General features: G+C 40.1%; 9 protein-coding genes. 3 read left to right on the forward strand and 6 right to left on the reverse strand.

The annotated features are described in order from the left end of the window. Positions 1-4: 4 nt before the first annotated feature. Genes tagF through tagH form a run of 6 tightly spaced genes read right to left on the reverse strand, consistent with a single transcriptional unit; the run spans position 5 to position 8,528 of the window. Entirely contained in the window at positions 5-700 is a 696-nt protein-coding gene (gene tagF / locus R7F07_RS11145; protein WP_005387528.1) for a type VI secretion system-associated protein TagF, read from the reverse strand. After that, positions 682-4,200, reverse strand: coding sequence for a type VI secretion system membrane subunit TssM (gene tssM, locus R7F07_RS11150; protein WP_047100988.1), 3,519 nt, complete (start codon positions 4,198-4,200; stop codon positions 682-684). The genes tagF and tssM overlap by 19 nt, the downstream gene beginning before the upstream one ends. A 16-nt stretch (positions 4,201-4,216) precedes the next feature. Then, entirely contained in the window at positions 4,217-5,509 is a 1,293-nt protein-coding gene (tssL, locus tag R7F07_RS11155) for a type VI secretion system protein TssL, long form (protein ID WP_005375939.1), read from the reverse strand. A gap of 11 nt (positions 5,510-5,520) precedes the next feature. Continuing rightward, positions 5,521-6,846, reverse strand: a complete 1,326-nt coding sequence (tssK, locus tag R7F07_RS11160; protein WP_080276943.1) for a type VI secretion system baseplate subunit TssK — start codon at positions 6,844-6,846, stop codon at positions 5,521-5,523. 21 nt (positions 6,847-6,867) lie between these two features. Beyond that, on the reverse strand, positions 6,868-7,323 hold the full coding sequence (gene tssJ / locus R7F07_RS11165) for a type VI secretion system lipoprotein TssJ (RefSeq protein WP_005375933.1): 456 nt from the start codon (positions 7,321-7,323) through the stop codon (positions 6,868-6,870). An 11-nt stretch (positions 7,324-7,334) separates the two neighbouring features. Continuing rightward, a complete protein-coding gene (gene tagH, locus R7F07_RS11170) occupies positions 7,335-8,528 on the reverse strand; it encodes a type VI secretion system-associated FHA domain protein TagH (protein ID WP_054576751.1) in 1,194 nt (397 codons plus the stop codon). 312 nt (positions 8,529-8,840) lie between these two features. Between tagH and R7F07_RS11175 the strand changes: the two genes are divergently transcribed. The 3 genes from R7F07_RS11175 to R7F07_RS11185 all read left to right on the forward strand — a co-directional run bounded on the left by R7F07_RS11175 (position 8,841) and on the right by R7F07_RS11185 (position 11,999). Then, positions 8,841-10,991: a serine/threonine-protein kinase gene (locus R7F07_RS11175; RefSeq protein WP_171342579.1), complete on the forward strand. Its 2,151-nt coding sequence runs from the start codon at positions 8,841-8,843 to the stop codon at positions 10,989-10,991. 446 nt (positions 10,992-11,437) lie between these two features. After that, on the forward strand, positions 11,438-11,773 hold the full coding sequence (locus tag R7F07_RS11180) for an Hpt domain-containing protein (protein ID WP_017820226.1): 336 nt from the start codon (positions 11,438-11,440) through the stop codon (positions 11,771-11,773). Between the two features lie 34 nt (positions 11,774-11,807). Then, positions 11,808-11,999 (forward strand): hypothetical protein, encoded by a 192-nt coding sequence (locus R7F07_RS11185; RefSeq protein WP_025767706.1) that lies wholly within the window; start codon positions 11,808-11,810, stop codon positions 11,997-11,999. The last annotated feature ends 67 nt before the right edge of the window (positions 12,000-12,066 follow it).

The raw sequence follows: 12,066 nt of genomic DNA on the forward strand, positions 1-12,066 counted from the left end.
TATCCTACCAATTCCACTTTTTCCAGCCGCCATCAAGCATGGCTGAAAACTGACCAATTGAAGGAAATCCACTAGTAATGAACATGCATGGTTCAACCTTCGTTGAACCTTCAGTCCACCAAAAACATGGTTTACTCAATTTTTCTTTAATGAGGTAATTCAAAAGCGTATTTTGATCAGTATTGCCGTGATCATGAAAAACTGTAGATATTTGGCTTTGATAAAGAAACTCTAGAGGCCTCACTTCACTTGTTACATTCGCAACGAGGTCATTTTTTTCTTGAGTACTCTTATGCCAAACATCAAAGACAAAGTCGTCCTCAAGTACTGAAAGAGCAAGAGCGGCACTGTCCTCTGTCCAAGCTCTGTCACCCCAATATTGCGCAGCTTCACCTTTTACGGCACGAGCTATAGTAAAGAAAAAGTATCTACCGCATGCATCAACACTAGGAATCATGCTACCAATGTAGGTTGAGTCTTCTAAATAGCTAATATCCAAAGCAAAGTGCCACACAGGAGCCGTTAAAAAGTGCTCATTCCAGCTTTCACCCAGTTGTTCCCTGCTGACTGCAATAACCGCCTGTTGCCAATCATGCCAACGCTCCGAGAAATCTTGTGATAAACCATCTTTCACAAAGTCCCCTTTTGCGGGCATTTTACCGATATAGCCCCAGCCTGATGTTATAAGGTTCGTGGACATCTGAACCTCTCCATTTCATTTGACCAAAAAGGATTAATGGCACTAGAAGGAATAAGCTCTAGCTGCACCTTATTTCCCTTTAAATCAATCATAACTATATTGTCTTTACGCGATTCTGGCCTTGCTTTAAGTGATTGATCCAAAAGCTTGAATATGCCCCACTCACCTTCATAGGTATGCGCAATTTCGCGTTTAGATTCAGGTGGTGTGAACACAATTCGAGTCTGATCTTGACCGGCAGGCCAACTCAACGATTTAGCTCTTGCTGGTCCATGCTTATAAACCAAATCTTGTCCACCCAACTCTAAGACAAATCGAGTAATGTGCTGGTCTAGATAAACAGGCTTCATCCCAAACTCTACGCGTAAGGAATTATCAGATTCAAAGAAAGACTGCCTGATACGTTGCGCTCTTTGAAAGACCATTAGTGTTTCTGGGCGAACTCCAATTTCCTTTTCTAATCGCCAACGACTTTTCGAAGTATCCACAAACGGTTCGAGGTATTCTTGGAAGAATGCGTCAAGCGTACCTCCATAACCAAAGAATCGCTTAAAGTCTTTCAATCTAACTTCTCTGCTCGCGTTGGGCTCGAATGGATATCTGCCAGCAATAGTCCGCTGATAAGGGCGGACCACTTGTGTTACCCAAAGTTGATTTAGATGATCCTTCGAACCGCTCTCCGCAAACTTAACCGACTCTTGAGAAAGCTCACCTAGCCATTGATTAAATGGTCTCGGCAAAAGTTCTTTAGCACGAGCAAAGGAAGCTGCGACATCTTGTGTAACGGTTCCATCTAAAATACTTTTGTAGGCAATTTTCTGATTGTTACCAGAGCTTGATAAGTCACTTAAATACGAACGCAAGTTAACCATTGCTTGTTGAATATCATCAAAGTCTTGCTCACCAAGGCGTAAGATCTCTGAAAAATGCGATTCGACTTCTTTACCTGGCAGAGCAACATTGAAACCGTTTTCTTCAGGTAAATACATGTCTAGTCTATCTGCCGTATTTGAAAACTTAACTTTGGCAACTTTACCAGCAACTTCAGAAGCGGCTTTTTGATTTTCTGACAATGATACTTTTGATAGAGCAACCTCTTTTTGGATTGCTCTCAACAAAGATTCGATTGGTCTTTCAACTCCAGATAAAACCCTCGCTTGCTCTGTCGCAAGTTCTAGGCTCGGAGCCTGCTTCAATTGAATATCTTCGATCAACGTTTTCCATTCATTAACATAATCTTGATAGTATCGAGACTGAACGCCTTGGATGGCACTATCTTGATCAATTTCATGAGCCTTAAGATCGTCACCATAAACCCAGTTCTCTTCCATTAAGCTTTTTACTGTACGGTTGATCTGAATCTGAAAAATGCTATGAAAACCATTGTACGTGTAGAAACCCGAAATGCCTTGTGATAGCGGTTTTCCACTAGCTCGCTCGAACTGCTCAAGCCCTTTAGGTCCCAATACATCAGTCAAGCGAAATGAAGGTACATGACTCTTAGAAAATTGTATTTTCATTCGCTGATAAGCACGTTCAGGTAGAGACATTTGAGTCAACACTTCTCGAGCACTCGTCACGGCAGCAGTGTTGTAAGTAAAGCCTTGTCCATCGTTGCCTAATAAATATTGAGTGTGCTGTAGCAAACGTCTTCTTAAGTCTGCGTTTAGCTCACCCGGATATTGACGTTCGAAATAAAAGTTAAACCAAGCCAACACTTCATCTTGTTGATATTTGTCTGGATTGAATAACATCAAATACGTTTTTAACGTTTCGTACAAATACTCACGATGCTGTTGATTGCTCTCCATTTCTGACACCAAGCTATCAAGAAGCAGAGGGGCGTAATATTGGGTCAAAGCATCAGAATATGCATTGTTTGCCGCCTGAGACACTTTGTCTCCTTGATAGAGACCAAACCTCTTTACAGAGTCGGCATCACCGTAGTCGCTTTGCTTTCCGAGAGGAAGCGTCATCAACCTATCTAATGTTTCTACAGCTGAAACAATATCCGCTTCAAAATCTAAACTTTGAGCGCCAATCATTGCATCAATATGGCTCGCTTGTTCATTGGTATCGACAATTAACTGTGAGTTCCACTTATAACTCATAAACCAAAGCGCAGAAGCTCCTAGCAGTAGCGTTGTACATCCAATGTAAACACCTCGACGCATCCAACCTGACTGCTTTTGATAGTGACGATTAACTGTTCCTAACAGTTGCTCTTTGAAAATAACCTTGTCAAAAAGATTCTTTACGAAATAACTATGAGAACCAGTCTGACTCTTTGCTAGAGCTAAACGATTTAACCCAAGTCCATTGGTTGATTCATTCATCAGCTTATCGACTGGTAAGCCTTCTTGAACCGAACTCAACATAAACACACCACGAATCAAGGCAGGCTCTTCAAAACTGTTTTGTGCAAAAATTTCAGCTAAAAACTCGTCAAGATTAGCTTGTAGCACTCTTAATTGCTTTGGAAATTCAAAGATAAGCGCGCGTTTATCTAAATCGTCCTCTGTTTCAAGTATTCTAAGCATACGGGCATCAAGGCGCTCCAACATGCCATGAAATTCTTTGTTGAATAGAGAAATAACGCCTCTTTCATCATCCACTTCACGAGGGAACATGAAACCAAATAATTCCTCTCGCTCTTCCTTACTTAAATCGGCAAAAAACTCATTGAAACCGGCAACTAAATCCATTTTGGTGAGCAATACGTAAATCGGAAACTGCATGCCTAACTGGTTTTTCAGTTCTTGAAGTCTCGACTTAATTGCTCGAGCATGAAGACTTCGCTCGGTTCGAGTCTGAGACATCACGCTGGCTAAACTTATCGTAACAATCGCACCATTAATTGGTCTTTGCGTTCTATACTTTTTCAACAATCCTAAGAAACCATGCCACGCTTTAGAGTCGACCTTTTCTTGACTGTCTTGTGTCGTATACCGGCCAGCCGTATCTATAAGAACTGCTTTATTTGCAAACCACCAATCACAGTGGCGAGTGCCACCTACACCGGCAATAGAGTCAGAGCCAAGGCTGTCTCCTAATGGAAACTCTAACCCCGACTGCTTTAATACGGTTGTTTTCCCCGTTCCAGGAGGGCCAATCAACACATACCACGGTAAGTCATACAAGCTTCTCTTGCCTTTGTGTGTTTTCGTCACTACTTTGACAGCTTGCTCAATACGCTCGCGCATTAAGTCAATTTCACTTGCCGCTTCTTTATCTGATAGGCTATCAACCTCAAGCAACGTTTGAATACTTTCGTCTTCTTTCACCTTTTGCTTATGCTGCTTGGTAACGTTAAATATCGCCCAAAGCAACACCAACACTAGAATAGTGACTAGCCGTTGAAAGTCACTCTTTAGGGGCTCATATCCCGCTATCGCAATAAGTGGACCAACAACCCAAATGAAAATAGAACAAGCAGCGACACCTATAAGACCGAGAAACCATCTTTGAGTAAATATTCTGCCAATTTCTTTAATACGCATCTCTATCTACCTATTATTAATTCGCGACAAGAAGGTCGATTTCAATCCGGCGGTTAATAGCTCGGTTTTCATCACTACTGTTTTCAACTAATGGTCTTGCATCCCCCAATCCCTCGGGTATCACTCGCCCTTCTAATGCACTATTCGAGATCAGTTGTTCAGACATAGCAGTGGCTCGAGCTAATGATAGGTGCCAGTTCGAGGGATATTTACTCGTGAAAATAGGCCTATCGTCGGTGTGACCAGTAACAATGATCTTGCCTTGGGTCGACTCCAATGTTCTCGCAAGCTTAGAAATAACGGGTTGGATGTAAGCGACAACATCAGCACTACCTGATTCAAATAGATCTTGAGACTTTAACGAAATTCTTACCCTGTCTTGCAGCGGCTCAACATTGATTAGCCCCTTACCGATCTCAGTTGCTAGATACATTGAAATCTTTTCTGCAATTGGCGCTGATTTTGATTCTGACGTTGCATCTTGGTTAAGTTGTTGCGGTTGAATCAAATTGACTAATTGAGAAAAGGTGCGATTGGATGCCTTATTTAGCTCATAACTAAAATACATATATATGCAGACCAATAGTGCCGCCGTTACAGAACATACAACCCAAAGAGGAGCTCTATCAGAAGCCTTTGAGCCATTCAAAATGTGTTGGTCGATACTATTGCTTAGTTCCTGAGGGACTCCTCTCCCATAAGTCTTAAGAGTAGCAATAACCTGTCTTCTCAATTTCCGGTGCGATTCCAGTCCATTTTTTTCTAAACGGTATTGACCCAGAAACCCGAGAGATAAGCACACATACATTAGTTCAAGCAAATCTAAGTTCACATCTGGTTTCGCCATGCACTTATCAAGATGCTTAAAGAACGCTTCCCCACCTTGACTGCTAGCATAGAAGGAGCTAAGTAATGAATCGTGACTCCAGAATGAATTCCCACCCCAATTGGTGTTAAGGACAACTTCATCTAGTGAACAGCATAAACAATAACGAGCTGTATCAATGGTATCCAAATCAACGTCATGCTGACGTAATCGGTTCTCATAATCTCTAAGCTTTTGTGCCAATGTCTCTTTTAGAAACAACGGATCGGAATGAGTCGCTGTCGAGCGAATTTGACCGATAATAGATAACAGGCCATTCGCCTCTGCTAGTAGAGAGTTATTCCCATAAGCGACCACTGAATCATTGTTCACCAATTCAGGACTTTTTGAGATAACTACGGTATTATCCACAGACTTTTCTGATTGTGGTTTCGATGCGGGTGCTCTTCCACCCGGTGTTGGTTTTACTATCGTTTGTTCCATACAGAGCGCGCCTATTGATTAATACTCCAAAGCTCAAGTTCAGCATTCGGAAAATGCCCTGATAGGTGAAGCGCAATACCGCCACTATCTTTTAGCCTCATCCAAAATGGCCCTTTCTTGACAACTTCGAAATAAACATAGCCCGTTTGGTAAGGAATCTGTCTCGGGACGACACTCAACGGCACTACGTTTATACCGTTGATCTGATTATTAATTAGATCGCGAATCTGTTCTGCCGGGCCAAACTTGAGTTGCGCTGGGACCAGGCGTCTTATTTCATCTGTTGTGGTGTCTGCTTTAATTGCTAGCACAAATTGGCATGACTCAAGCAAGCGTTTATCTGGAAGCGGCGTCACTTGAATACCGTATTGGCGAGGCTCCAACGGAAGTTTGGTCGCAGTTTGGTCAAGGACAACACTGAGGTACTGACTGAGTATCTGATTCAACTCGCTATAGACACTTGATACATCTAAGTGATCATACGCAAGCAAACTTGGGACTCTTTTAGTTTTATTAGAAAAAGTGGCTAACTCACCAATGTAACCTTTAAGTGTCGTCGCTAATTCCAGTGGATGTAACCTATCTAACTCACTGAAATGCTTTAACTTCGCCTCATATCGGTTCAGCATTTGGAGCATGATGAAATCAACAGCAGATGCCGATGCAGATTTACCCTTAATCAAGCGCTGTGCAATAACGTCAGCACGCATCTTTGTCATCGCGATAACGTTACGTAGATAAGCTGACATAACTTTGTCGCTAAGGAGGTTGATAAGCGGAGGAACGTACTCATCGTCTAGTATAACTTCCCCTTCAGGAGTTACCTCTTTGATCCTTAAGATAGGTAACTCCACATAACCCGCTAATTTGTCATTACTCGCTTTCAACTCTAGGTTAAGGGCTGCAACTTGGATGGTTTCTTCATCTTGTCCTGTAAGGTTATCTATCACGTCGATATCTTGAAGTACATAACGAGAGACGATCGATTCGCTTACATCCGAAACGTTTTTACCTGTAACACTTGAAAGAGGGAGAGTTATTTTTACTAACGTATTTTCAGTGTTTTTATCAATAAGTAGAGGCGAAACTGAATCGTTGGATATTAACGTATTAACCAACGTCATATCTGGCAAAACAGCTTCAAGATGCTCAAGTTCAATAAGACCATCTTTTAGCGCGTGTTTTTTTACTCGACATTTCCAAACTCCCCAATTGTAAGCCCCACCTAACTGATGTAAGCCCTTGAATTCTTGAGAGGTTGCGCGTTCTTGTTGTTGGAAGTGCTGGGGACGTAAAAACATTCCTTCGCACCAAGCCGTCTTGGAGTATTGCGTCATTTATAATTAGCCAACTAAACGTTATTTAACGACCAAAGACAGATCTTCTAACAATACTTGATATGTGTTGTAACCGGTCTTATCCACTTTAATGACTTGTCGCCAATTTGAGTTTTCAATATCTCGAAACGCTACGACAATGCCTAAATATTCTGTCTTTGGAGACATACTTGCTTGATATGTTTCTTTCTGACCTGGAGTTAATGAAACTTCATATTTATTCACTAAATCAGGTCCTAAGACTTTTTCACTTTCTTCATAAATAGAAAAAAAGTCCTGGCTTTCGAAAATGGTATTTGACGTTAATTCAAATACATACACCACTACAGGAGAAGGCCTGCCGTTTGAATCAGGATTAATGTTATGACTTGCTGCTATTTCTAAATCTGAGTATGGATCAACAACTAGGTTCGCTGCTGAGCACCCAAATAAAGCTATTGAAATTAATAACAAAATATATTGGTAAAACTTTTTCATCACCCTAATTCCTAGCCTTTGTTTTTTAATGCTAATTCATAGTGCTTAGCGAAGTCTTCTAAATAGAACGGAGACTCTTTATTGATAATATCATCGGATAACTTTTCATGAATATCCTCAAACCTCTTCCAACTTTGAGCATATTTTCTAGCTGGAATAACCATATTAATAACCGTGTCTTTCGCTAAAGCATCTGAGTATATAGAAGTAGGTTCAACAAGTGACATAACACTCGAAACCGTACCTTCAACACCTTTCATTAAGGCTTGCTCATGACTTTCGATGTCATTAAATGCTTCTTTAATGGCTGCATTTGGCTTTAAGAAGCTAGCGGTTTGACGGTTATATAAGTTATGAATCGCATCTTCTAAGTTTGCAGAAAACTTTAAAGGGTTATTTTCTGACTTACGAAATGCGGTATGACTAAGTCGATTTGTTTGTTTAAACACTGCTCTGTTATGCAGTGTTTCCATTAAACCAACTAGCATCAAAGAAAATGACTCCCCCAGTTGTTCGAACCATTCCTCTCGGTTATCGCTGGGAATCATCATTGGATCTATACCCACCCCTCTAACAAAAGCCGCAAGTTCACCCCCATTGGTATCAAAGTTGGGAGTCGATAGGTGTTCTGATTGTCGGTTAACTTTCGGTAAAGTTTCAGATACGGTGCTCTGTTTTTCGGGCTTTGGGATATCAATAAAATCATCGACTAAACCAATATCTAGCTGAAAGTCAGAAGGAACACTTTCGTTTAAGAGTTCACTAGCACTAAGGCCTAGGTCAACAAATTCTGCTTCCGATGGACTTGAGACTACTTCAGGGGGTGCGCTAGAAAGACTTTTACTTGTCTCAAGACTGAATACATCTGTATCTGTTTGAATAGAAACTGAAATTTGATAATCCCCTAAGCTAACCATATCGTCATCGCTTAGTGCTATTTCATTTCCTTGACCCACAGGAGTTACAGCATTATTTACAAAAGTACCATTAGTTGAGAGGTCTTTTATCAAGTATTTGTCACCAAACTTAATCAGTTCTCCGTGGGTTCCGGATACCACTCTTTCAGGATCTGGTAGTGTCCAATCACATTGTTCAGACCTACCAAATGTAACCTTGGCATGTTCATCACTTGATTCAAACACGAACTCACTCTCAATCTCTGGAGTAAATTTGTGAAAACTTGTTATGGTTAAAACCAACTTCATGTAAACCTCGCCAAAGACCTGCTAGATATTATTTTTAATTTTATTATTAACTGCTTTCTTATTAACAGTAAGATTAATAAAAATCTTAATACTGCCATTGAAAATCATGCACGGAATAATGAATCATTTTTTTATCAAAGCAATCACGTATTGTTCAACAATTTTAATTATCCAACCAAGTTCAAATTTTTGACACTTAGACTTTCATCAATAAAAAAACGAATGTTAGTTTGGCCGAGAAATTCTAACATAATGACTTTTCATTGAGCAGAAAGGTATATATTCCCCCATCATTTATACGGAGTTCTTGTGATGGAAGACAGTAATAAAAACAATTCTATAAATAACGAAGAAATCGGAGATAAAACTAAAATTGTAAAGACTCAAAAACGAGACAATGCAATTAAATCAACCAAACTCACTAATAATGAAACCTCCGTTAAAAATAAAAATGAAACAAATACAAAACTGTCTCAAAAAGAAAACACTCCGTTAGTTAATAAGAAAAAAAACAATAAAGATGACTCATTAAATAATAACAAAGATGTTATTAATGAAAGCTTAATAGGAACGACCGTTAAAAATCGGTATGAAATTGAGTCGGTTATTGGGCATGGTGGGCTTTGCGATGTTTACTTAGCTAAAGATAAGATTCTTGAATCTTCAGGTTCAGAGACACCCTACGTTGCGTTAAAAATATTACAGAAAGAGTTTGCTTCTCAACCAGAGACTGCACGTATGTTAATACGTGAAGCTCAACAAACTCAAAGGTTAAGCCACCCTAATATCATTAGGGTTTTTGATTTTGGTGTTGATGGCGAAATATACTTTTTAGTTATGGAGTATATTAACGGAGAAACATTAGAGAGTTTAATACAGCGTTCTAGGCCGCATGGGCTGAAGTTTAATGCAACTTTATCAATCCTAAATCAGGTACTCGATGCACTCTCATATGCTCACTCTCTTGGTGTAGTGCACGCCGACCTAAAGCCCGCTAATGTGATTTTAACGTCTGAGGGTAACGTTAAGTTGCTTGATTTTGGTGTCTCTAAAACTCATCAATTAAAGCAGGATCAATATGCGGCTAAACGTAAATCCGAAAATATTGAAACGCTTGGTTATACTCCCAACTATGCATCACTCAACCTGTTATCCGGTAAGGAACCGAACTTAAGCGACGATATGTTTGCTCTATTTTGTATTGCTTACGAGCTATTGAGTTGCAAACACCCTTACGCAAGAACTCCAGTTAATGAAGCTCTCAAAAAGAAGATCAAGGTCTCTAAACCAACTAACATGCCTGCATCTAAGTGGCCAATATTTTCAAGCGTATTTTCAACTGGCATCATTCCGAACGAGCTGACCCCTGAGCAGTTGAAACGCAAATTGAATATGCGCTATTGGCCTATCGCTAGCGGCGCGGCAGCGAGTATATTATTAGTTAGCGGCATTGTATTTGGTTATCAGCAGCAACAAGAAACCATCACCAATTTGGAAACCGTTATTAGCAAGCAAAATGATCAAATTGCCGGACAAGAGTGGCAGCTTGATACGCCAGCAGAAAAAAGTTTGGCACTGATTGATAGTGAAAAAAGCTTACATCCAGTCGTTAAGGCTGGCTTATTACGCTTACACAAGACCTATATTCTCAGCGAGTTTGAATCTGAAATTGATCAGGTTTTGAATTCTGATGCCAACAACTACCCGAATTATGATGAAATTGAGTCCATACTTGATAAAGCAAAAACCTACTACCCTGACTCACATAAAATAGAAGTTCTTGCCTTAGATATTCAGTCAAGCAAGCACTCCACGTTACTTTCGATAGCAAGGCAAATCAACAGTCAACTTGAAAAGTCTCGGTACAGTAAAGAAGATGGCAGTAAATCCATCTATGAGCTCAAGGATGAGTTAAATCAGATTCATCAAGGTTATCCTTTCACGCCAAGTTCGTTATCTAGCGATGTTTTCGGTCAGCACCTCACTGAAGCACTCCAAAAGAAAGACGCAGCTGCACTTGTTGCTCTTATTAAGGTTGGGAACACCTTCTTTTCAAACGTAGAAGAGCATCAAGAGAACTTACAGATAAGTAATGCGATGAAAGATGCAGTGCTGGAAATGAAATTATATGAGACAGCGTTAGATTCCAACAGCCCTCTACCGTTTCCAGAAGATGCCGCTAGAATCCTGTTCCAAGAAGAGTTTGAAAACTTTTATTCTCGCCTAGAAAAGGCAAGGACGACAACTCATCTCGATAACTTGGTGAAGGATGTGGATCTGTTCTCGAAAAACTTTCCTATTGGTTTTCAGGATGTTAACGATTTAAGATTCAAAACTGCTGATAAATACTTACGCTTCTCCGATATACTACTTAATAAGCGAAGGACTTCAAGCGCAAGACGCGCTATGAAGAAAGCCAACGAGCTTATGAAGCAAATAGAACAGGACTCTAAGCAAAGCTAGTAATACAAAAGGGACGCGAGTCCCTTTTTTGCCGCAGATTACTTGCCAATATGCAACTAGATTGCTAGTTTATACTTGTACTTAATGAGGAGAGTTAGCCTTGACTGAAGGAATAGTCAAAGTTGGCGAACGTCTGGCGTCCGTATGTAACGATAGCCTTAAACTAGGACTGCAAGACACTTACCGACTCAGCGTTTTACGTGGAAACGTCCCCTTTGCTACTTGTGTTAAAAACACGCGAGTTGAAGTTTTTTCATCCCTACATTTCGACCATTGCCGTTTGGATATAAGTCAAAATATCTTTAACAATGACTTTCTTTTTGTAAGTTTATCTCAAGCGACAAGCAAACTATTTCTGCTCAAATACTGGTTATGCCATTCATACCTTCGGCTAAGCCTTCTTTATCCGAAACATTCCTCTACCTCAACGTTTAATAGGGGTATACATGATTAATTTTGATGTTCTCAATACATACATGGATAACGACGTAGATCTCATCGTCACTGTTTTTTCTACATACCTTGAAGATCACACGAGTGATATAGAGCGTATAGATGAGCTATATGCAAGCAGATGTTGGTCAGAACTCTATCTATTAGCTCATAGTTTAAAGGGCATTCTAGAGAGTTTCGGAGAAGACACCGCGGTCATTGCGTTTCAAAGAATAGAAGAAAAAACCAGAAACGATACAGCGCCAGATAGCTCAGATATAGCTATAGTTACTAAAGAGCTAGCTGCAATTAATCAACAAATCTTCGCTTACTTGAAGAATATGCAATAAAGAAATTCAAGGCTTAACTGGGGGAAATATGGCAATGAATAATAGCAATTTCAGGGAGTTGATTGAGTCTCTCAAAGACCTAACACCAACTCAAAAAAGGTACTTACTTAGCCGTACAAAGATGGCGCTAGATGATGAAAGTAATATGTTAAACATCAGTGATATTCTAACACCAGAAGAGTTGGAGGCGTTACTATCACCGGCACCAACAACGAATACAAAATAACAATGATATACAACGCAACCGTCAGATTAACGCTAGGGACCAAGTGAAGGAAATCGACTTTGCTTGG

It is taken from the genome of Vibrio sp. YT-16 (assembly GCF_033337405.1).
In the GTDB taxonomy this organism is placed as follows: domain Bacteria; phylum Pseudomonadota; class Gammaproteobacteria; order Enterobacterales; family Vibrionaceae; genus Vibrio; species Vibrio alginolyticus.

What these genes read in the sequence shown, in the direction of transcription:
- tssJ (WP_005375933.1), bottom strand. Translation starts at nt 7,323, where the DNA reads ATGAAAAAGTTTTACCAATATATTTTGTTATTAATTTCAATAGCTTTA.
- R7F07_RS11180 (WP_017820226.1), top strand. Translation starts at nt 11,438, where the DNA reads ATGATTAATTTTGATGTTCTCAATACATACATGGATAACGACGTAGAT.
- R7F07_RS11185 (WP_025767706.1), top strand. Translation starts at nt 11,808, where the DNA reads ATGAATAATAGCAATTTCAGGGAGTTGATTGAGTCTCTCAAAGACCTA.
- tagH (WP_054576751.1), bottom strand. Translation starts at nt 8,528, where the DNA reads ATGAAGTTGGTTTTAACCATAACAAGTTTTCACAAATTTACTCCAGAG.
- R7F07_RS11175 (WP_171342579.1), top strand. Translation starts at nt 8,841, where the DNA reads ATGGAAGACAGTAATAAAAACAATTCTATAAATAACGAAGAAATCGGA.
- tagF (WP_005387528.1), bottom strand. Translation starts at nt 700, where the DNA reads ATGTCCACGAACCTTATAACATCAGGCTGGGGCTATATCGGTAAAATG.
- tssM (WP_047100988.1), bottom strand. Translation starts at nt 4,200, where the DNA reads ATGCGTATTAAAGAAATTGGCAGAATATTTACTCAAAGATGGTTTCTC.
- tssL (WP_005375939.1), bottom strand. Translation starts at nt 5,509, where the DNA reads ATGGAACAAACGATAGTAAAACCAACACCGGGTGGAAGAGCACCCGCA.
- tssK (WP_080276943.1), bottom strand. Translation starts at nt 6,846, where the DNA reads ATGACGCAATACTCCAAGACGGCTTGGTGCGAAGGAATGTTTTTACGT.